The sequence below is a fragment of the Oceanobacillus manasiensis genome, assembly GCF_000724085.1.
GTDB lineage: Bacteria > Bacillota > Bacilli > Bacillales > Amphibacillaceae > Oceanobacillus_B > Oceanobacillus_B manasiensis.
The window spans coordinates 1,602,801-1,625,151 of sequence record NZ_CCDL010000001.1; the positions used below are offsets into that span (position 1 = coordinate 1,602,801).

The window sequence follows — 22,351 nt, forward strand, 5'->3', positions numbered from 1 at the left end:
CGAAAATAAAGGAGGCGCTTTCATTGAAAAAAAAGACGTTAATTTTGGTGATTAGTATGTTATTCATCCTTGGCTCTTTATCAGTCGTTATGGCAGATAAGTTGAAGAGCAATGCGGATAACGAAGGAAAAGAATTGAAGCTAGGGGTAGAGGTGTTGCTTGACCAGCATAAGGATTTAATAGAAGGAAAACGTGTTGGACTGATTACCAACCCAACAGGGGTAGACCAAGAGTTAAATAGTATTGTAGATACATTGCATAACGATCCAGATGTTGAATTAACCGCACTTTATGGACCGGAGCACGGGGTGCGAGGCGATGCACAGGCTGGAGAATATGTAGAATACTATATTGATGATGAAACAGGACTGCCAGTATATAGCCTGTATGGATCGACAAGAAAGCCAACGCCAGAAATGCTAGAAAATGTGGATGTTTTATTATTTGATATCCAGGATGTAGGTGCTAGATTTTACACGTACATTTACACAATGGCCTATGCAATGGAAGCAGCACAGGAGAACGGTGTAGAGTTTCTCGTGTTAGACCGACCAAATCCGCTTGGTGGCAACAGTGTTGAGGGGCCAGTGTTAGATGAAGAGTATGCTTCCTTTGTCGGAAACTACCCAATCCCATTACGACATGGCATGACGGTAGGGGAGTTAGCAAAATTATTTAATGAGGAATTTGATATTGGAGCAGAGCTGACAGTTGTTGAAATGGATGGCTGGAAGCGTGGGCAGTACTATGATGATACAGATTTAGAATTTGTTTTGCCATCACCAAACATGCCAACACTTGATACAGCACTTGTTTATCCTGGTGCAGCTTTAATTGAAGGAACAAATGTGTCAGAAGGAAGAGGGACAACAAAGCCATTTGAATTAATCGGTGCGCCATTTGTTAACAGTACGGATTATGCAGCAGCATTAAATGATTTAGAACTTAATGGCGTAACGTTCCGAGCAGCTTCCTTTACTCCGACGTTCTCCAAGCATAGTGGGACATTAAGCCATGGCGTGCAAATTCATGTAACAGATAAAAAGGCTTATGATCCAGTCGTTGCTGGTCTTCATATTGTTAAAACGTTACATGACATGTACCCTGAAGATTTTGCTTTCCGCGCAGAAAACAGTGCTGGCGTGTCATTCTTTGACAACCTGATTGGCAATGGCTGGGTGCGTGAAGCGATAGAGAATGGCGAAAGTGTTGATTCCATGGTTGATCAATGGAAAGAAGGGTTGCAGGAATTTAAAGATGTGCGTAGAAACTATCTCGTTTATACGGTAAGCACAGCTGATTTGAATAGCTTAATTGAAGCATTCCGTGACAGCGATGAGTTGAAAAATGATGCGGCTCGCAAACTGAGTATGCATCTTACAGCAGTAGAACGTTTTGAAAATAGGGAGGATGCTGCTAAAGTGGCGAAGCATATGGAAAGCTTCCTTCTAATATTGGATCAGCAATTAGACGCTGATCGAATCTCAGCAAGTGCCTATGACGTCCTTTATAGTGATGCAACAGACATGTTGGCAATGTGGAATTAATGGAAACTTGACAGGGATAATTTGTAAGGGGTGACTTGCTTAATCAACGCTACGGAAAATACTCCGCTTTCCTGGGGCGGCTGGTAAGCCTCCGTGTGCTACGCACTACGGGGTCTTACCGAAGCCTTTCCTCCCCAAGGAGTCTACGTATTTTCCTTCGCTTAAATGGTATAGCGTTTCGGACAAATTTAACCATACTAGTTAATAGTCTTTGAAAAACTGCGCCGTGTTTGCTTTCTAAAATCATTTCTCATAGCTTCTTTTTTCTAAGTTGAAAGGGGAGTAAATTTAATGAAAAAGACGATGTTGTTTCTTGCAGGTTTTTTTGCTTTACTGTGGGTCTCTCTTTCGCCCTCCCATGAAATGTATGCTGTGCAAGGTATAGATCAAGTCGAAGAAAAGACAGTTAAGGTAGCTACGTATAATATTGCAGCAGGAAGGGGGACAGATGGTGTATATAATGTAGAACGTATCGCAAGGGCAATTGAGGAAACGGATGCCGATATTATAGGGTTACAGGAAGTAGACGTCCATTGGGGAGCGCGAAGTAATCATGACGACATGGTAGCAATACTTGCTGACCATTTAAATATGGACTATTATTTCGCACCAATCTATGATTTTGCCCCAACAGTTGAAGGGGAACCTCGCAGGCAATTTGGTGTAGCTGTTTTAAGTAAATATCCGATTACGAATGCAGCAAATAGAGAGATTGCAAGATTGTCGACACAAGATCCGAACCCAGAACCTACGCCTGCACCAGGGTTCTTAGAAGCACAAATTAACGTGGAAGGTGCTGAGGTATCCTTTTATGTTACACATCTTGACTACCGAGGAGACCCAACAGTAAGAGAAATGCAGGTTGCTGATATGCAAGCTATTATGGCTGAACAAACATATAGTCTTCTCGTTGGCGATATGAACGCAAGACCAGAGGCACCAGAACTTCAGCCAATATTTCAGAAATATAACGATGCTTGGAAGTGGAGCGAAAACGGTGAGGGGTACACATATCCAGCTACCGAAGCCGATCGCAGAATTGATTATATATTTGCCTCACCTAGAATAGAAATCCAATCAGCTGAGACGATGTCTACTGAGGCAGCTGATCATCTGCCAGTTGTTGCTGAAATTTCTCTCCTACAAGGAAGTCATTCATATAATTTGAAAGGGACAGAATGGCTTGTCGATCATTATACGGACTATGGAGAAATTCGAGATGCACAGACTTCCAGCATGTTACACAACCATTTGAGAGCACTTCACTATTACGAAAAACAGGACAAAGAAGAAAAACTCCTGAAGCACTTGCAAGGGATGAAAGTACTGCTTGACCATCAAAAGGAGTCAGAGTTGATTTCTGAAAAAGCGTGGCAAGATCTCATCAGGGATATACATTATTTTATGGGGGAATGGGATCTATAACATTTTGTGGTCAAATGGAGGAGTAAAGTCCCCCTAGTTGAGCTGACCTAGTAATAGAAGTAAAGAAACTGCCTTTGCCCTAAATTGAATAGGGGGAAGGCAGTTTAGTTTATATGATCGTATAGAAATTGTAATGATGAATTGGGTTCTTCCTTCAACACATATTAGACCCGGCTAATGACAAAAGCAATCATTCCACTAATAACAAAATAACCGAAAAGAACCAGCATAACAGTTGAAGTAGAAATAGATGTAACACCTATCGAGATTAAAATCGCCAGTACAATAATAATGATAGCTAGAAAAGTATGGGAAGCATAAAAATAAAACGTTTTCATTTTCTGTCTAGTTCTTTCATCAAATTCCGGTGTATTGTCTGATTTATTCTTTACATAGATTACATTAACGATGAAAGATAGTACTACTGCAGTCAATCCTCCAAGTATGGCTCCCCAGCTAAAGTCACCTATTTGACCAAGGGATATTCCAATTAACCCTCCTAATGCTGCAAAACTTAATGTCCATTGAGAATAATTTCGTTTATTCAAGTCGATCACTCCTCTTCTAAAATGAATAATTTTTCAATTGGAAGGTTGCGATTTTCAGAGCTAATTCAAGACTAAGATTATACTTGTTATCTTTTCAGGCATTTTTTTCAACGTCGTAAATGTAAAGGTATCTTTACTTAATTTATAACATACCTTACGCATAATGTAAATATATCTTTACATTGTAAGTTTGAGGCTCCCTTTCTCATTTAATTAACACCTATTTTCGATTAAATGAAATATTCTAATTGTTATGTTAATATGGTAAAGATAAAGACAAAGGAGGAATAGGATGGAATATGCAATTAGTGGGTGGACATTATTTTGGTTTGTTGTTCCCTTGCCGCTATTGGTAGTCTGGGCAGTGATTACCTTTTTCACAGAAAAGGGGGATGAAACGAAATGAATCCCACATTAATAACATTTATCTTTTATCTAGTTGGTATGATCGTCGTCGGTATTGTGACGTATAGAATGACGAACACATTATCAGATTATGTGCTTGGAGGTAGAAAGCTAAACAGCTGGGTTGCAGCATTTTCAGCTTCTGCAAGTGATTTTAGCGGATGGCTCTTAATTGGTTTGCCTGGTGCGGCTTATGCAGCAGGGCTTGGACAATGGAGTCTTTGGATTGCAATTGGTCTGGCGGTAGGTGCCATGATTAATTGGCAATATGTCGCAAAACGACTGCGCATTTATACCGAATACTCCAATAACTCCATAACTTTACCGCAGTTTTTTGAAAATCGTTTTCGGGATAATTCCCACCTCTTACGTGTTATTTCAGCAGTATTTATATTAGCGTTTTTCTTATTTTATACAGCCTCTGGACTGGTGGCGGGTGCTAAATTATTCCAGGGAACATTTGATATGGATTATCACTTTGCTTTAACGATTGGTGCCATTATTATTGTATCTTACACCTTTTTGGGTGGTTTTCTGGCAGTTAGCTATACCGATTTTGTCCAAGGAGTACTTATGTCGGCAGCACTTTTATTTACGTCGATTTATGGATTGATTCAGATTGGTGGATTTGGGGAATTATTTAATCAGCTTGGTCAAATCACACCGAATTTAATTAATGCATTCGCAGCAACAGATTATAACCAAGCAGAAGGAATACTTTGGGAACCTTTGGGAGCCATCGGAGCGGTTGGGATTATTTCTGCGCTTGCCTGGGGTCTTGGTTATTTTGGGCAACCACACATCCTAGCTCGTTTTATGGCAATTCGTTCACATAAAGAAGTACGAAAAGCACGTCTGATCAGTGTAAGTTTTGGACTTGTTATCCCTCTATATGGTGCCTTAATTGTCGGGATGCTTGGTATCGTAACATTTACAGAGCCTCTCGCTGATTCTGAGCAGGTCTTCATTCAGCTCGTACAAGTAATCTATAATCCATGGATTGCAGGGATTCTACTAGCAGCAGTACTGGCAGCGATTATGAGTACGGTAGATTCACAACTACTTGTTTCTTCTAGTGCACTTTCCGAGGATTTTTATCGTAGATATTTCCGAAAAAGTGCTTCGGATAAAGAACTCGTATGGGTTGGGCGAATTTCCGTTCTTGTTATTGCGATTATCGCGATCATGCTTGCATGGAATGAAACAAGCTCTGTGCTTGATCTTGTTAGCTATGCATGGGCAGGATTTGGGGCAACGTTTGGTCCAGCCGTTTTGTTTTCCCTGTTCTGGAGAAAAATGTCTCGAAATGGTGCAGTTGCGGGGATCATTGTCGGTGGTGTAACGGTCTTCCTATGGCCACTAACAGGCTCTGCTCTTTACGAGATCGTACCAGGATTTGTTCTATCAAGCATTGCGATTATTTTATTCAGTTTAATTGGAAATGGACCTTCTAAAGAAATACAGGAAGAATACGATAAAGTTGCAGGCGTAAAATAACGTTAGGAGTGATACAGCATGAGTCAAAATAAATTATATGGCAATACACCTTGCTATCTTAATGGAAAAAAAGTGAAATTAGGAAAAGATGATGTTTCTGATCGCGATGTGCTCATTTACGGTGTCCCTTGGGAGGGCGCCGTAACATGGGGAGATTACACGGGCTGTGAGCTAGGTCCAAAGGCTATCCGACTCAACTCTGCTCGGTATTCAGGCTACTTACCGGAACTTGATGACATCGATGTTCTTTCCCATTATACAATTGGAGATCTCGGGGATGTCGATGTAGTACCAGCAGATACAATTGAGACAATGAAACGAATTGAGGACTTTGCCTCTGGTGTTTGGAAAACTGGCAAATTCCCTGTCGCGTTCGGTGGTGATCATGGTATTACCTATCCCATTGTAAAAGCTTTAAGTGAAGAAGTGGATGGTAAAGTGGGCGTCATTCATCTGGATGCACACTATGATAACTATAAAGAGTATGAAGGCGACCTATATGCCAGAAGCACACCATTCCATCGAATTTACGAAAGTGAAAGCGTGCGGAATGAAAGTATAGTTCATATGGGGATTCACGGTCCGAGGAACGCACCAGAAACAGGAAAATACGCCAAGGAAGTCGGCGCAACTACCATCTCTGTTAGAGAGGTGCGCAAGGCAAAGGATCTGGCAGCATTAGCTGAAAAAGCATATAACATTGCCAGTGAAGGAACAGAAGCAGTGTATTTGAGCATTTGCAGTGATGTACTCGACTTTGCATTCAATCCAGGCGGCCCAGTTGATGGAAATGGGCTCACGTCTTATGAGTTATTGGAGCTCGTGCATGAGTTTGCCAAAATGGGTATTCGCGGAATGGACTACGTAGAAGTTTATCCACAGCAAGATCCTAACGATAATTCCTCCCATTTTGTTACCTATGCGGTTCTCTACGCATTGGCCGGGAATATATTACATGAAAAAGCGAAATAAGCTGAGCAGGTGGACCACTTCCTTGAGGGGAAGTGGTTTTTTTGTAAAAGGAAGACATTCAAGCTTGAAACGAAATATTATTCCTTAAGAGTGACGCAGCAATCTTGGAAAGAGACGCAGCACTCCAGCGAAGAGACGCACCGAACGCAGTAAGAGACGCAACACTCCAGCGAAGAGACGCACCGAACTCAGTAAGAGACGCAGCACTCCAGCGAAGAGACGCACCTATCTCAGGAAATGACGCCCCCCTCGCCTAAGCCCACTCGAGGCAAAACAGAATCACGTGTCCTAAAAAATGAATTCCAAAAAATATCTACAATCCGTCAATAGACCTATAAATTAAGACAAGTTAAGCCGATATAAAAAGTAGAGGTAACAAAGAGGGGGAATCATATTGGGATTAACCATACATAAAAAGCAAAAAAATGAAAAGAACAAGCAATCACTGCAGTTAGCTGCAAGTGAAATGAATCCTACGATTGAAGTAACACCAGGGTCAGATTTGGAAAAGCAATTAAAGATGCTTGATTTGAAGCGAGAAGACTTTGCAATGGCTATGGCGTTAAAGCCATATGTGGAAGAAGATAATAAAAATATCATTGACTGCTTCTATGGCAGCATTGAAGAAAATCCTAAGCTTATCGCGATTATTAAAGAACATAGTTCCATAGATAAATTGAAGCTGACGTTAGAAAGACATATTATTGAGATGTTTTCCGGCGAAATTAGTGAAGCGTTTATTGAACGTCGAAAACGTATCGCACATATCCATGTGAAAATTGGCCTTACGCAGAAATGGTATATTGCTTCATTTCAGAAGTTATTTGACGGGCTTACTAATTTAATTGTAGAAAAGTTCCCACACCAGGATGATCGTCTACTCGGAATAAAGCTTGTCAATAAACTATTGAACCTCGAACAACAAGTTGTGTTGGAAGCATACGACGATGAAGTGACAGAATACCGAGACCAACAAGAACAGGCTAAGATGGAAATCCTTCATTCAGTTGAGCAAACTTCCGCAGAGCTTGCGGCATTAGCTGAGGAGACAAATGCATCTATTGGTGACATGACCGCAAAAATTGGCGTGATCACAACGAGCTCAAGAAGCGGTACGGAATTGGCGCAAAATGCTAAACATGCCGCTGACAAAGGAGTTTCCAGACTTTCTGATATGCGTTCTTCTGTTCAAGAGTTAGAGGATAGTACAGCGAAGATTGTTTTGGAAATGTCCAATTTGGAAACAACGTCTGTGAAAATTAAAGAAATCATTGAAATTGTAAAGTCCATCGCTGACCAAACTAATTTGTTAGCATTAAACGCATCCATTGAAGCGGCAAGAGCAGGCGAGCATGGACGAGGCTTTGCTGTTGTAGCAGAAGAAGTGCGTAAGCTTGCTGAACAGACAGGCAGCTCCGTGACAAATGTTACCGATCTTGTTAACCAAACAGGAGAGCAAGTCTTCAATAGCTCATCTAATATCAAAGTGGCACAGGAATTTTTGGATACAATTAAAAGCGAACTAAAAAATACAGAAGATGCTTTTGGTGAAATTGATGCGAGCATGGATAAGTCGAAACGCAGCAATGAAACAATTCAGGATGATTTGGAAATCTTTAATGAAGCAGTTAGCGGAATTGAACAATCTGCGACAACGATTTCCCAATCAGCTGATACATTAAATCGCTTGTTGGCAGATAGAGATAGATAAACGTTAAAAGGAATTCTTCATTAGAAGAGTTCCTTTTTCATACCATGCAGATAAATAGACCTACTTTCTTCCTATATAAATATCCTCCTATATACACTTGTTGCTAATAAACTGAAATGTTACGATTATATTACAAACTTATTCTAAGCATACAAGGAGGGGACAGATTGACCAAAGAAATGATGGAAGATCTGTTGCAAAGTGTCACAAAGCTATTAGATGAAATCAATGAATTACAAACAAACAGCAAGCAAATGGATGAACTGTTTCTAAGTTTAGAAATTAGAGCCAATAACATAGAACTGACGTTAAACGGATTACAGCAGAATGTCGTACGATTAGACCAACGAATCGCAACAGTGGTAGAGAGACAGCTTGAAAAAAGCACTAATAAGTTTTTATCCCAAGGGATGATTCAATAGGGCGTGCGTCTGCAGGCTTATTTTTTTTTCTTTTTGTGTGAATTTCTGGGAGACATAATTCTGTTTTCCAATAGGAAAAAGTGTAATATGGTTAGGATTTTAACTACTAAAATAACTTTTTGGGTGCTTGTTGGGTAAGCCTAACCATGGTAGGATAAGTTAAGAAAGAGGTGAGGAATGTGGGAGATATTTCAAACAGAGATATTATGCAGGCTATCACAGAACTGGGAAAAAAGGTATCCGATTTAGATACACGCGTTGCCAATCTAGAAAAAGAAATTAAACAGGACATTCGCAAATTGGACGCCAAGTTTTCTGTGCTTAGTGATAGTGTTGTTGAAACAAAGGCTGATATGAAGTTATTAAAACAAAACCAACATTAAAGCGTGCGTCCGCAAGCTTATTTTTTTTGCTCTAAAGAGAAAAAATCCCCGGTTGTCCGAGGATTCTCTGTTTAAAAGAATAATAGACCAATTGAGATTGGAATAAAACTATATACGAGAATTAAGACACAAAAGCCCATAATATCGCGTACTTTTAACCCAGCAATTGCGAGTAAAGGCAGTGCCCAGAATGGCTGTATCATATTGGTCCAAGCATCTCCCCAAGCAACGGCGACAGCAGTTTTGGCAGTATCAACTCCCAGGTCAAGCGCAGCAGGAATCATAATCGGCCCTTGCACAGCCCATTGCCCACCGCCAGATGGAACGAAGAAATTGACTAGCCCCGCGCTCAGGAAAGAAAATAGTGGGAAAGTGAAAGAGTTAGACATGTTTACAAATGCCATTGACATTTGCTCTGATAACCCAGACGCTACCATCATCCCCATAATGCCTGCGTAAAAAGGAAATTGGACGATAATCCCGCCAACATTTTTCACAGCATTCGTTACACTATTCAAGAACCTTCTCGGTGTACGATGGAATAGAATCCCCAAAAATAGCATGATAAAGTTCACGATATTAATATTTAGATCAAATCCATTTTGTATGAAAAAGTAAACAATAAAGCCAAAGCCTAACAAACCAATAAAGACAGATAATACCTGGCTGTTTTCCAATTTTTCTGCAGGTGTCTCGGCTGCTTTTTCTTCCTCAGTCTCTTCATTCGACCCATCAATTGACTCTGGTCTCCATAAATGTGCGTCTCCCTGATTTAATGGATCACGTGATTTCATTAAGAAGCGATTTACAAATGGAAGAGTGAATAAAAGGAAAAAGACGATAAATAAGTTAAAGCTACTAAACAATGTCTCGGTAACTGGCACTGTTCCCATCGTATCTTCCATAAAATGACCTGGTGTGGCAATCAAAAGAGGAATGGATGCGGACAACCCACCATGCCAAAGAAGAAAACCACTATAGGCACTGGCCATTAAAATACGATAATCTACCGAAGGAACTCGTTTGGCAACATGGATGGCAAATAATGCCCCTACAACAAGCCCAAACCCGTAATTAATAATACAAGCAATGGAAGCTACAAATGTAACAAGTAAAATGGCCTGTGGAGGCGTGTTCGCCAACGTACTTACCTTTTTTAATAGATTTCGTACTGCTGGCGTACTAGCTAGAATATACCCCGTCACCACAATGAGAGACATCTGCATGGCAAATGCTAACAAGTCCCAGAATCCATCTCCCCAGTAAGACACCATGTCCACAGGGGAACTATCCGTAAAAATCATGCCAAGAATAAAGACAGCAAGCGTTAAAATAATGGCAAACAAAAATGCGTCAGGCAAATACCGTTGCACCATACGGTCACAAAACCGCGTAATACTTTTCATAGATTCATACTCCTTCCTTTTTGTTAAGCGCTTTCAAATAGAATAACAGATTATATGAGCGCTGTTAAAGAATCATATGCCTGTCACACCTGAAAAATTATTTAACTTTTTTTATAAAAACATTTAAACATTCTATAAAACGGTCGATATAAGAAATGTAGTCATCATGATGACAAATGTTTTGGCCGAACATTGACAATGTTAATAATACAACGGTGATTTTCACCAATGTATTGTTATAGATGGGACACAAGGACGTGCCCAAAAAATACACTTACATGGAGGTAAGAAAATTATGATTATCAATCACAATATTTCCGCTCTTAACGCACACCGCCAATTAGGAGCAAACCAAAGTTCTACTCAAAACTCTTTGGAGAAACTTTCTTCAGGTCTTGGAATCAACAAAGCTGGAGATGACGCTGCAGGTCTAGCAATCTCTGAAAAAATGCGTGGACAAATTAAAGGTCTTGAAATGGCTTCAAAGAATGCTCAAGACGGTAAACTAGAAATGCCGCTCTAAGTAGTAATACTTAGATGAAAACTCCGTGAATTCGGTGGAACCCCAAACCAAGCTAGCAGTTGCGGATGGTGGGCAATACCGAGCCAAGCCTAGTGAATTGTAAAGAAAGCTGTAGCTAGGAAGGTGTAACGATCAGGTAGTGAGGATACAGACCAATAACCTACCCACGAGCGCGGGGCATCCCAAGGGGATGAAGATATGATCTGAACTTTATGGAAACATAAAGAAGTAGTGGATTAAACACCAATACGATAACAAATTTGATTTCTTTAATTCAAACTGCTGAAGGAGCATTGAATGAAACGCATTCAATCCTTCAACGTATGCGTGAACTTTCAGTACAAAGTGCTAGTGATACAAATACCGTTGATGACCGTGCAGAATTGCAAAAAGAAGTAGATCAACTTTCAGAAGAAATAACCCGTATTGCTGATAACACTGAATTCAACACACAAAACTTATTAGGTGGGGAATTTAACGCTACTTTCCAAATTGGTGCTAATGATGGACAAAATATTAGTATTTCAGTAGCTGATATGTCTGCTAGTGCTTTAAAAGTTGGAACTAGTGTTGAAGCAGGAACGGATGCTACAATTACAGTTGGTGGTGAGACTGCAACTTGGAAAGATGCTGTCGAAGAAGTAGTGGATGAAAATGATGGGTCTGTCACAACTCCAGGTACTCCAGCTGGTTTTTATAACAATGATGATGAGTTAGTACTTGCTGCAGAAGACGGAGAAACTGTAACATCTGGTATAAATATTTCTGACCGTGAAAGCGCAGATGGTGCAATTAAAACTCTTGATGAAGCTATTCAAAGTGTCTCTCAGGAGCGCTCCAAATTGGGTGCTGTACAAAACCGCCTAGAGCACACTATTAACAACCTAGGGACTTCTGCAGAGAACCTAACTGCTGCAGAATCACGTATCCGTGACGTTGACATGGCGAAAGAAATGATGAACTTCACTAAGAATAACATCCTTTCACAAGCGGCACAATCTATGCTGGCTCAAGCCAACCAACAACCACAAGGTGTATTACAATTGTTGCAATAATATTAGATGTAAAAGGGACTCTAGCAAAGCTAGAGTCCCTTTTAAAATTGTGTGCCCGGCATGGGCTATAACTTGGTGGTGAAAGTCCACTACAGGCTTGGCAGTAGGAACTGTTAGCTGAAGGCAAGGGTGTCTACCGTGAGGTAGAATCTGAAGGAAGCCGGAGGCAAAATCCCGAACTGACGAACAGAAACTGTATACAAGGCTGAATTGGAACGGATAAGTTTGCAATTCAAAACGAAGTCCAATACTGCACGAATTCCATACAGTAAATACAGCAGTTACATGGGAGGAAGGTTATAGCTCTTACCCGGGGAGGTCTTACAAGGGTTCCCGACAAGAGGGAAGGAACTTCCCACAGGAACAATGTAGACAGTGATGTCTAGATGAATTGTAAGAAGTCAGCAGAGGCCATAGTAATCCTAAAGGATGAAGGGCTGAACAATAGTAATCTTGAAGAAATATGGAGGTGTGGATCATGCATAGACCACCGAATACATCGAAAGATGGCTATCTACAAAGGGATAGGTTGGAAACCGAAGAGTATGTAGAAGTGTGTAGTACAATCCACACAGAAATAAATCAACGAGATGGTATGCGTTTAATTGATCAAGTAGTAGAGGATAACAACCTCTATCTAGCTTACAAGAAAGTTAGAGCGAACAAAGGAGCCCCTGGCATTGATGGTATAACGGTAGACGAGCTTTTTGGTCACATGCAGAAATACTACAAGCCACTTAAAAGGAAATTAAGAGATGGCTCTTATCAGCCTCAACCTGTAAAACGGGTGGAGATTCCTAAACCCGATGGATCTAAACGGAAATTGGGCATTCCTTGTGTACTCGATCGAGTAGTTCAACAAGCTATCTATCAAGTCATTGAAGGAAGGATAAATCCCCATTTTTCCCAATACAGTTACGGGTTTCGACCAAAGAGAAACGCCAAACAAGCAATAAAACAAGCCGCAAAATACTACGAAAAAGGTTACCGTGTGGTAGTTGACTGTGATTTGAAAAGCTATTTCGATACAATCCAACACCAAAAACTGATGGAATACCTGAAGGTATTCGTACAGGACAAAGTGGTATTAAAGTTGATATGGAAATTTCTTAAAAGCGGCATTATGGAGAAGGGACTCATTTCCTCCTCGGATATGGGGGCACCTCAAGGTGGAAATCTATCACCGATTTTGAGCAATGTCTACTTGGATCAGCTTGATAAAGAGTTAGAGAAACGTGGGCACAAATTCGTACGCTATGCGGACGACTTTTGCATATACGTTAATAGCAATAGAGCGGGTTTTCGGGTGCTAGAGAGTGTTACAAAATACCTTGAAACAGACTTGAAACTAACGGTTAACCGTAAGAAAAGCAAGGTCGGTTCTCCCACAAAAATCAAGTTCTTGGGGTTCTGTATACACCGTACAGCCAAAGAAGTAAGATGCCGTCCCGATAAATCTGCAAAGAAGAAATTTAAATCAAAGCTGAAGACTCTAACTAGACGGAACCGCCCAGGAGAGTTCGAAGAAATCGCCAAAGAAATTAACCAAGTCACCGTTGGGTGGATTAACTATTATGGAATCAGCTTTATGAAAAGTTTTATAAAGAAAACGGCCCAGTGGTTAAACCACCGACTAAGACAGCTTGTTTGGAAACGTTGGAAGAAAATCAAAACCCGATTCATCCGATTGAAACAGTTAGGAATAACGGAAGAGGAAGCTTGGAAAGTTGCCAATACCCGAAAAGGTTACTGGAGAGTTTCGCATAGCGAAACTCTCCATAAAGCGATTAAACTTAAAACGCTCATACAATGGGGTCTGAAAGACCTTAACCATTTATATGAGCGCACATACTCAAACTATTGAACCGCCGTATACGGAACCGTACGTACGGTGGTGTGAGAGGTCGACTAATCAATTAATGATTAGTCTCCTACTCGATTCACCGCGTTCTAGTGATTCCTCTCATCCCCCATTGACGCACCACCCCCAAATTGTTATTATTTCTCTATTGCTCAAAAAAATAGCTACATCTTGTATAAGTCCAGGAATATGGCTTGGACGTTTCTACCAGCTACCATAATAGCTTGTCTACAAGGGATGGAAATGTATTTTCCTATACCTTTAAGAGGTTGTTCAAAAAGTCCGGTAAAAATGACACATCGAATTTCTTCGTTGGCTTGATTTTCCGTTGCTCACGTATTAAATACATACGTTCCGCTACTCAAAGCTTCGCCGCCTTGAACTTCTCGGTCCTTTTTGTCCTCCTTTTGAACACGTACCTTTTACGATGACTTTGGCATGTTGGTACGACGCCAAAGTTTTTTTATACGGAAGTAGCAAATAGGAGATACTACACATCATGAGAAACTTTTTTGGTTTTACAGAGAGAAATACAACATATAAACAGGAGATTTTCGCCGGTCTAACAACATTTCTTTCCGTCTCGTATATTCTAGTCGTAAACCCGCTTATTCTTAGTCAAGCAGGGATGGATAGAGGGGCTGTGTTTACAGCTACTGCGCTTACTGCAATCATTGGTACTTTACTTATTGGTTTGCTTGCAAATTATCCGATCGCAATTGCGCCCAGTATGGGACTGAATTCATTCTTTACGTTTTCCGTTGTTATTGGAATGGGGATTGAATGGCAAGTTGCTTTGACTGGGGTTTTTATTGCGGGAATTATTTTTATGATTTTAAGCTTGATGAAAATCAGGGAAAAAATCATTAATGCGATTCCGGAGGATTTAAAACATGCAATTGCTGCTGGGATTGGATTTTTCATTGCGTTTATTGGTTTTAAAAATGCAGGAATTATTGTTGCCAATCCGGATACGTTTGTTTCGATTGGTGATTTAACATTGCCTGGAACAGCATTAGCTATCGTTGGCCTCCTTATAACAATTATCATGCTCGTTCGTGGAATGAATGGAGCAATTTTTTATGGGATGGCAATTACAACGATTATTGGAATGCTTGTTGGCTTTATTAAGATTCCTTCCTCGATTATCGGTACGATTCCGAGTCTTGAACCAACATTTGGTGCTGTGTTTATGAATCTCGATGCTATTTTTACACCAGATGTATTAGCCGTTATTTTTACCTTTTTATTTGTTGCTTTTTTTGATACAGCTGGTGCGTTAATTGCACTTACGAGCCAAGCGGGAATCATGAAAAATAATAAGATTCCGAAGATAGGAAGAGCATTGCTTGCCGATTCCTCAGCTGCGTCAATCGGAGCGATATTAGGAACTTCCACACCTGCCACGAGTGTAGAATCCTCCTCAGGAATTGCGGTTGGGGGAAGAACTGGATTTACCTCGATAATCACTGCGCTTTGCTTTGCGATTGCATTATTCTTTTCACCGATTCTTGCTGTCATAACAACAGAAGTCACTGCTCCAGCGTTAATTGTTGTGGGGGCATTAATGGCAATGGATATTCGGAATGTTGATTGGAGTAAAATAGAAATTGTAATACCAGCATTTTTGACGATTATTATGATGCCACTAACTTCCAGTGTCGCAATGGGACTTGCTTTTGGGTTTATCCTTTATCCCTTAGCATTAATAGCTCAAAAGCGTTATAGAGAAATCAATCCCATTATGTATGTTATTTGCCTGTTATTTATTTTATATTTTATTTTTATAGCATAGTGATCTATGTAGACCAAAAGCCTAAGGAAGACATATTTCTTTAGGTTTTTTCTTAGAATAATGCGGTTCTATGGAACATTCAACTAACAATAAAAACCTTTCGTCGTTAGTCCCTAGAAACATAGAGACTAGGGCAAAACCTTATTATCAAAAAGAGTGATCCTCGCCAATAAGTTGGTGAAGATCACTCTTTTTTCTGTTACAACTTAAACTGTTCCACTACCTCCTGCAATTCCTCCGCCATAACGGATAACGAATTTGCAGAATCAGTAATTTCTTCCATCGAAGCGAGCTGCTCCTCAGTTGAAGCTGAAACATTCTGTGCCGCTCCAGATGTTGTTTCAGAAATTCCTGCAAGGCTGTCGAACGTTTCTCTAAACTGTTCGGTACCTGAGGAAATTTCCTGTATTTTGGAAGCGACTTGCTGGATCTGTGATGTTACGGTATTAACGAATGACGTGATGTCGGTAAAGGATTGGCCTGCCTGGCTAACTACTTCAATACCACGTTCTACTTCCGTTGTGCCAGTTGCCATCGCTTTTACTGCATCGACAGATTCTTTTTGTACGGACTGAATCATATCTTTGATTTGTTCAGATGATTGAGAGGACTGTTCCGCTAGCTTGCGTACCTCATCAGCTACAACTGCAAAGCCTTTTCCATGTTCGCCTGCTCTAGCTGCTTCAATTGCTGCATTTAATGCTAATAGATTGGTCTGCTCCGCAATATTCGTAATAACATCCACTATATTACCAATTTCTCTCGTTTTGTTACCAAGCCCTTCAATATTTCCGGATAGTTCATGTACCGTTTTCTTAATGAATTCCATTTGTCCTACAGTTGTTTCAATTGCTTTATTCCCAGCCTGAACAACAGACGTAGCATCAGCAGCTGTAGAAGAAACCTCATTTGAGCTAGAAGCAATTTGCTGAATAGATGATGACATGTCTTGTGCCATTCTAGAGCTGGAATCTATTCTGTTTGATTGATTTTCTACACCTGAAGCTACATCCTGAATAGAATTCGTAATCTGTTCTGTAGCTACAGTGTTTTGCTGTGAGCTTGCATTCAACTCTTCTGAAGAAGCTGCAAGGTTGTTCGCTTTATCTCGTACCTGTACGATAACTTCATTTAAATGCTTTCTCATACGATTAAATGCATTAGCTAGTTGGCCAATTTCATCATTGCTTTTTGTTGTAACAGATACTGTTAAATCGCCATTGCTCATTTTATCAGCTGCTTCAACCAATTTATTCACCGGTCTAGTAATAGAGCGAATGATAAAGACTACGACAGCAATCCCAGCTGCCAATGCGATCGCAATCACAATTAAAGTCGTATTGAAAATAGGCTGTACGGCATCCTCCACTTCACTTTGATACATGCTACCAGCTATCTTCCAACCAGTTGTTTCATTTGTTGTGAAAGCAAGCTTTTTCTTATCTCCCTCCATTTTGTAGTCAAACATGCCATTATTTGATTTGTATAGATCTTTCATGAATTCTTGGGTTGCTTCGGATCCTGCTTCATTTGATGGATGGGTAATATAATGGCTGTTCTCATCTAATAAAAAGACGTATCCTTCTTTGCCGATGTTAATCTCATCAACCATTTCTGATAAGCTATCAAGCTGTAAGTTCACTCCAATAACGCCTAGCCCATCAGCAGTTGCTTTGGCAATTGTAACAACAACTACTTCAGTAGAACTAGAAACATAGGGATCAGTTATAATAACTTTTCCCTTGTTTTCCATTGCTGATTGGTACCACGGTCGCTCGCGTGGGTCATAATCAGGTTTAACTTCAATCGTATCAGGAGCCACAATAAAGTCGCCTCCCACAGTTCCTACATAAGATTGCTCTAGGTCAGCCTTAGATGCTTGAGATCTGCTAAGTATGGACTGTAAATTTTCCGTATCCCCATCTACAATATCCTCTGCTGAAATTGCATTAGATAGAAAATCCACATTTTCCATTTGCGCTTGAAGTAGCTGATTAATTGTGGAGTCTACCATTTGTACCGTTTCTTGCGCAGTTTCTAGCATACGACTATCTGTATTATTTTTCGCACTAGTATAAGAAGAATAGGCAATAATGCAACTTGGAACTAATAGTACGAGCAAAAAGGATAGAAGTAACTTATTTCTTAAACTAAACGTAAATTTTTTAAACTTGATACTTTTCATGTTTTGTAACACCAGCTCTCTTAGATGATTTGAAATGTACATTCTCAAGTTATATCGACAGATAAAAGGATTTATTAAGAGTATGTAAATATTTAATTTTTGGAAATGATTGGGCAACTATTAAAAATAGCGAAGATACCAGCTGGGGGAATGTTCCAAATTATATTTTTCCATAATCCCTAAATTTTTTTCGAAACGAGACGATATAAAAGCATAGGTATTTTTAACTAACGGGACAAAATCCAATTCTAGAAAAGGCAAACCACTTGAAAGAGTGGGACGCAAAGCAAAGGGTCTAAGGTACTGAACTATGATAGCCTGGCTGCCAAGAAGAAAATCAATGATTCTTTTTTGGCTATTCTAATTCAAGGATAGCGTTTTTAATAAGGTCGAAAGAATGAAACCAAACAAGGTTCCCCTCACCTTAGCGAAAGCCTACTAGTTAATTTTACAAGCGACAACGAGACAAAGGAGACATGTGAAATGGATAAAACATCTGTCATTGGTGTCATACTCGGTGTGATTGCTGTTGGTGTCGGGATGGTATTAAAAGGTGTTGGCGTCGGTGCATTAGTAAATCCTGCTGCCATTCTAATCATCCTTGTGGGAACTGCCGCTTCAGTGGTCATTGCTTTTCCAATGAGTACTGTAAAAAAGATTCCTTCTTTATTTAAAATTATCTTTTCTGAAGAGAAGCAGGAAGACACGAAGGAATTAATCATGACGTTCACCGAGTGGGCAGACCAAACAAGAAAAGAAGGTCTATTATCATTAGAAAAACAAGTAGAAGACACGGAGGACCCTTTCTTATCTTCAGGCTTACAGCTTGCGATTGATGGTCAATCAGCAGAATTTATTCGAGAAGTGATGTTGGAAAAAGTAGATGCCATGGAAACGAGACACCAGGAAGGTGCGGCCGTTTTTTCTCAGGCAGGTACGTATGCTCCGACCCTCGGCGTACTTGGTGCGGTAATTGGTCTGATTGCAGCACTAAGTGATATGAATGATATGGATGCATTAGGCCACGCCATTTCTGCAGCATTTATAGCGACGCTACTCGGAATTTTTACAGGGTACGTGCTATGGCATCCTTTTGCTAACAAGCTAAAGGAAAAGTCAAAAAAAGAAGTACAGCGTAAAGAAGTGATCGTAGAAGGGATTCTTTCAATCACGAATGGTGATTCTGCCATGATGGTAAGAGATAAACTTGGATCCTACTTATCTACTAAGGAACTAATCGCTTTAAGGCAGGAACAGGAAGATGCGTAGGAAGAAAAAACATAATGAAAACCATGTTGATGAATCCTGGCTCCTTCCCTATTCTGATTTACTTACATTACTAGTTGCATTATTTATTGTGTTATTTGCCATGAGTGAGGTAGATTCCGAGAAATATCAGCAGTTAGCAGGAGTATTTCAAGAGGAATTTAGTGGAGGAAAAAGTTTTATGGAAGAAAGCAATGCGCCGAATAACTCGACAACAGATCTTCCAGAAGAAGAAGAGGAAGAAGAGGAAGAAGAGGAAGAACAAGAACCCGAACAAATAAGCAACGAAGACCAAGAGCTGGAGGAATTACAGGAAATCCAGCAGCACATAAACAACTATATAAAAAACGAACAACTAGAAGAAGTGTTTGATACAGAGCTTACAGATGAAGGCCTACTCTTAACGATACTAAATGATATTTCCTTTGACTCGGGGAGTGCAAGGGTGAAAGCAGAGGGACAGAAACTTGCCGAAGATGTTTCAGAGCTTTTGTATACAGATCCTCCTCATCAAATTGTAATAAGTGGTCATGCTGACGACCGTCCTATAAATACTGCAGAATTTGCATCGAATTGGGAGCTTAGTGTCATGCGGGCGATTAACTTCATGGGTTTAATTTTGCAAAATGACCAGCTTGACCCAGGAAAATTCAGTGCAAAAGGCTTTGGAGAACACCAACCAATCGTGCCAAACAACTCAGAAGAAAACCGGGCTAAAAACCGACGTGTAGAAGTACTGATTTTACCAAATTACGACATCACGACAGATGAACAATAAGGAGAGAACAAGATGACAACAACAACAGCCAATCACCAAAGCAAGGTTATAACACATTTATTAAATGGCACGAATACCACCATGAAATCGATTATCCCAGCTGAACAAAACATATCTAAACCGCAATTACTGACAGAACCACCAATCGTGGAATATGGTGTGTTAATAGGGATTACAGGAGACATCAAGGGGAAACTCATGCTTGCAGGCGACCCCGCTGTCTTTAGTGGCATAGGCGGTGTCATGTTTGGAATGGCTGTGGAGGGAGAGATGCTTGTTTCCTTTAGTGGAGAGCTAGGAAATATGTTAGCTGGTGGTATTTCCACGATTGTGATAAATGAAGGCTTACAGACAGATATTACAGCACCAACCGTTTTACAAGGATCAACAAAGATATCAGGCTACAAGAAGGCGATCCAACTAACTGCAGGCTTCAAAAATATTGGTGAATTGAAAGTTATGTTCTTATTAGATAGCTAGTCTATAAGAGTGTGAAGGTGAAAGGAAGGTTTTATGGATACGAATGATTATATTGAGATATTTTTAGATGAAAGTAATGAGCATTTACAAGCAGTCAACGACCAATTATTAAAGCTGGAAAAACAATCTGATGATCTTTCCATCGTGGATGAGATTTTTCGCTCTGCCCATACATTAAAAGGGATGGCAGCCACAATGGGGTATGAGGATATCGCGTCACTTACGCATAATATGGAAAATGTATTAGATAAAATTAGAAACAGTAGTTTGCATGTTACGACAGAAGTAATTGATGTGACATTCACAGCTGTAGAAGCACTCGAAGAAATGGTTGAATCCATTGCAGGTGGAAATACTGGGAAAAAAGATGTAACAGACTTGATTGCTCGTTTAGAAGCAATTGAAAATGGTAAACAACCAGAAGAATCCAAAGAACCAGTTGCAGCAAAAGAAGCGCTAGAAAGTCTGGATTTGGATGAATACCAATTAACCGTACTCGATCAAGCGAAAGAACAAGGCTTTGAGGCTTACCAAATGGAGGTAGTGTTAGACGAAGGGTGTATCCTGAAAGCAGCACGTGCCTACATGGTAGTAGAAGCCGTGGAGCAACATGGTGAAATCATAAAAACCTCACCTACGGTTGAAGAGCTAGAAGCAGGAGAAGTGGATCGTTTTTCTCTTATCGTGCTTACAAAATCTCCAGCAGCAGATGTGAAGCAAAGTGTACATAAAGTATCAGAAGTAGAATCTGCTGATATCAGCCTGTATGTTGCTGTGAAAGAGGAAGCAGCACCAGCAACAGAAGAAATAGCTGCCACGACAGAGGAAGCTCAAACCGAACAAAAGGAAGAAACGCAGAAAGCCGTCACGTCGAAAACCATCCGGGTGAACCTGGAACGTATCGATGATCTTATGAATCTATTTGAGGAAGTGGTTATTGATAGAAGCAGGTTAGAAGATTTGGCAAGTGAAATTAAAAACGATGCACTTCAGGAAACAGTGGAGCATATGTCTAGAGTGTCTGAGGACATGCAAAGCCTGATCCTTACAATGCGTATGGTGCCAGTAGAACAGGTGTTTAATCGTTTTCCTAGAATGGTCCGCGGATTGGCAAAAGATCTGAATAAAAACTTAGACCTGGATATTATAGGAGCAGAAACAGAGCTCGATCGTACGGTGATCGATGAAATAGGGGATCCCCTTGTGCACTTAATTCGAAATTCGATAGACCATGGAATTGAATCACCGGAAGAGCGCAAAAAAGCAGGCAAGGCAGAAAAGGGTAGCCTAACATTACGCGCCTTCCATAGTGGGAACCATGTGTTTATTGAGATGGAAGACGATGGAGCAGGGATTAATCGTGAAAAAGTTGCTGCAAAAGCAATCCAAAATGGTGTCTTAACGGAAGCACAGTTAGAGAAATTATCGGACCAAGAAGTGAATGAACTCATTTTAGCTTCTGGTTTTAGTACAGCTGAAACAGTTTCGGATATTTCCGGCCGTGGAGTTGGTCTCGATGTGGTGAAAAGTAAAATTGAGTCCCTCGGTGGAAAGCTATCTATTGAGTCGACACAAGGAAAAGGTAGTAAGTTTTCCATCCAGCTTCCGCTCACATTGTCCATACTATCTACACTTCTTGTTGATGTATCAGAAGAGATTTACGCCATCCCACTTTCTTCTATTATAGAAACACTTATGTTAGAAGAAAAAGAAATTATGGATGCTCACGGACAGAGAGTCATTGATTTCCGTGGCAATATTATCCCGGTGGTTTCCTTAAGAAAAGTATTTGATGTAGAAGAATCTACAACAAAGGATTCCTCCATTCAGCCGATTGTTGTTGTGAAAAAAGGAAACAAGCTGACAGGTATATTGGTAGATTCCTTCATTGGTCAAAAGGAAGTTGTACTGAAGTCGTTGGGAGCATATCTAAAAGATGTGTTCGCTATTTCAGGTGCCACCATTTTAGGTGATGGCCGAGTAGCATTAATTCTAGATCCAAACGCGTTAGTGAAATAAGACCTGCGATAATGTGAAGAGAAAAGGAACAAACATTACGGAACGTCCAAGTTTGATGACTTATTCGTAGGTT

17 protein-coding genes, 2 pseudogenes and 2 riboswitches are annotated in these 22,351 nt (G+C 40.3%); of the genes and pseudogenes, 16 read left to right on the forward strand and 3 right to left on the reverse strand.

From position 1 onward, the window contains the following. Window positions 1–56: 56 nt before the first annotated feature. The 3 genes and pseudogenes from BN985_RS07865 to BN985_RS07870 all read left to right on the forward strand — a co-directional run. A pseudogene (locus BN985_RS07865) lies at window positions 57–1,283 on the forward strand (exo-beta-N-acetylmuramidase NamZ family protein); the annotation flags it as partial. After that, entirely contained in the window at window positions 1,260–1,547 is a 288-nt protein-coding gene (locus tag BN985_RS19570) for an FIMAH domain-containing protein (RefSeq protein ID WP_408634676.1), read from the forward strand. The pseudogene BN985_RS07865 and the gene BN985_RS19570, both read left to right, overlap by 24 nt. Window positions 1,548–1,838: 291 nt before the next feature. Next, the gene (locus tag BN985_RS07870; protein ID WP_042222361.1) at window positions 1,839–2,972 is read left to right on the forward strand and encodes an endonuclease/exonuclease/phosphatase family protein; all 1,134 of its coding nucleotides are present in this window, start codon (window positions 1,839–1,841) and stop codon (window positions 2,970–2,972) included. 164 nt (window positions 2,973–3,136) lie between these two features. Here the strand turns inward: BN985_RS07870 and BN985_RS07875 are convergent, their stop codons facing one another. Further along, window positions 3,137–3,520, reverse strand: coding sequence for a hypothetical protein (locus tag BN985_RS07875; RefSeq protein ID WP_042222362.1), 384 nt, complete (start codon window positions 3,518–3,520; stop codon window positions 3,137–3,139). Between the two features lie 402 nt (window positions 3,521–3,922). On the opposite strand from BN985_RS07875, the gene putP reads away from it, so the two are divergent. The 5 genes from putP to BN985_RS07900 all read left to right on the forward strand — a co-directional run bounded on the left by putP (window position 3,923) and on the right by BN985_RS07900 (window position 8,910). Next, window positions 3,923–5,422: a sodium/proline symporter PutP gene (gene putP / locus BN985_RS07880; RefSeq protein WP_042222364.1), complete on the forward strand. Its 1,500-nt coding sequence runs from the start codon at window positions 3,923–3,925 to the stop codon at window positions 5,420–5,422. 18 nt (window positions 5,423–5,440) lie between these two features. Then, a complete protein-coding gene (locus BN985_RS07885) occupies window positions 5,441–6,394 on the forward strand; it encodes an agmatinase family protein (RefSeq protein ID WP_042222366.1) in 954 nt (317 codons plus the stop codon). Window positions 6,395–6,788: 394 nt separating this feature from the next. Beyond that, on the forward strand, window positions 6,789–8,105 hold the full coding sequence (locus tag BN985_RS07890) for a globin-coupled sensor protein (RefSeq protein WP_052360643.1): 1,317 nt from the start codon (window positions 6,789–6,791) through the stop codon (window positions 8,103–8,105). A 167-nt stretch (window positions 8,106–8,272) separates the two neighbouring features. Further along, on the forward strand, window positions 8,273–8,527 hold the full coding sequence (locus BN985_RS07895) for a hypothetical protein (protein WP_042222369.1): 255 nt from the start codon (window positions 8,273–8,275) through the stop codon (window positions 8,525–8,527). A gap of 179 nt (window positions 8,528–8,706) precedes the next feature. Beyond that, window positions 8,707–8,910, forward strand: coding sequence for a hypothetical protein (locus tag BN985_RS07900; RefSeq protein WP_042222370.1), 204 nt, complete (start codon window positions 8,707–8,709; stop codon window positions 8,908–8,910). 71 nt (window positions 8,911–8,981) lie between these two features. Here the strand turns inward: BN985_RS07900 and BN985_RS07905 are convergent, their stop codons facing one another. Then, window positions 8,982–10,316, reverse strand: coding sequence for a short-chain fatty acid transporter (locus tag BN985_RS07905; RefSeq protein WP_042222372.1), 1,335 nt, complete (start codon window positions 10,314–10,316; stop codon window positions 8,982–8,984). A gap of 295 nt (window positions 10,317–10,611) precedes the next feature. Between BN985_RS07905 and BN985_RS07910 the strand changes: the two are divergent. The 4 genes and pseudogenes from BN985_RS07910 to BN985_RS07925 form a co-directional block, all read left to right on the forward strand. Then, window positions 10,612–10,818 (forward strand): annotated as a pseudogene (locus tag BN985_RS07910) (flagellin N-terminal helical domain-containing protein); the annotation flags it as partial. Between the two features lie 272 nt (window positions 10,819–11,090). After that, complete coding sequence (locus BN985_RS07915) at window positions 11,091–11,894, forward strand: flagellin (protein WP_408634677.1); 804 nt, start codon at window positions 11,091–11,093, stop codon at window positions 11,892–11,894. Between the two features lie 595 nt (window positions 11,895–12,489). After that, window positions 12,490–13,758, forward strand: coding sequence for a group II intron reverse transcriptase/maturase (gene ltrA / locus BN985_RS07920; protein ID WP_198029994.1), 1,269 nt, complete (start codon window positions 12,490–12,492; stop codon window positions 13,756–13,758). Between the two features lie 148 nt (window positions 13,759–13,906). Then, a riboswitch (purine riboswitch) is annotated at window positions 13,907–14,006 on the forward strand. 248 nt (window positions 14,007–14,254) lie between these two features. Further along, window positions 14,255–15,550 (forward strand): NCS2 family permease, encoded by a 1,296-nt coding sequence (locus tag BN985_RS07925; protein WP_042222378.1) that lies wholly within the window; start codon window positions 14,255–14,257, stop codon window positions 15,548–15,550. A 199-nt stretch (window positions 15,551–15,749) separates the two neighbouring features. Here the strand turns inward: BN985_RS07925 and BN985_RS07930 are convergent, their stop codons facing one another. Then, entirely contained in the window at window positions 15,750–17,735 is a 1,986-nt protein-coding gene (locus BN985_RS07930) for a methyl-accepting chemotaxis protein (protein WP_042222380.1), read from the reverse strand. A 246-nt stretch (window positions 17,736–17,981) separates the two neighbouring features. After that, window positions 17,982–18,065: riboswitch (cyclic di-GMP riboswitch) on the forward strand. A gap of 153 nt (window positions 18,066–18,218) precedes the next feature. Between BN985_RS07930 and motA the strand changes: the two genes are divergently transcribed. From motA to BN985_RS07950, 4 genes are read left to right on the forward strand one after another with little or no spacing between them, the layout of a single operon-like run. Next, window positions 18,219–19,004, forward strand: coding sequence for a flagellar motor stator protein MotA (motA, locus tag BN985_RS07935; RefSeq protein WP_042222383.1), 786 nt, complete (start codon window positions 18,219–18,221; stop codon window positions 19,002–19,004). After that, window positions 18,997–19,779 carry a flagellar motor protein MotB gene (gene motB, locus BN985_RS07940; RefSeq protein ID WP_042222385.1) on the forward strand — a complete coding sequence of 261 codons (783 nt, stop codon included), beginning with the start codon at window positions 18,997–18,999 and terminating at the stop codon, window positions 19,777–19,779. The genes motA and motB overlap by 8 nt, the downstream gene beginning before the upstream one ends. Before the next feature lie 12 nt (window positions 19,780–19,791). Further along, on the forward strand, window positions 19,792–20,259 hold the full coding sequence (locus BN985_RS07945; RefSeq protein ID WP_042222387.1) for a chemotaxis protein CheX: 468 nt from the start codon (window positions 19,792–19,794) through the stop codon (window positions 20,257–20,259). Between the two features lie 33 nt (window positions 20,260–20,292). After that, window positions 20,293–22,278 carry a chemotaxis protein CheA gene (locus BN985_RS07950; protein ID WP_042222389.1) on the forward strand — a complete coding sequence of 662 codons (1,986 nt, stop codon included), beginning with the start codon at window positions 20,293–20,295 and terminating at the stop codon, window positions 22,276–22,278. Window positions 22,279–22,351 lie beyond the last annotated feature (73 nt).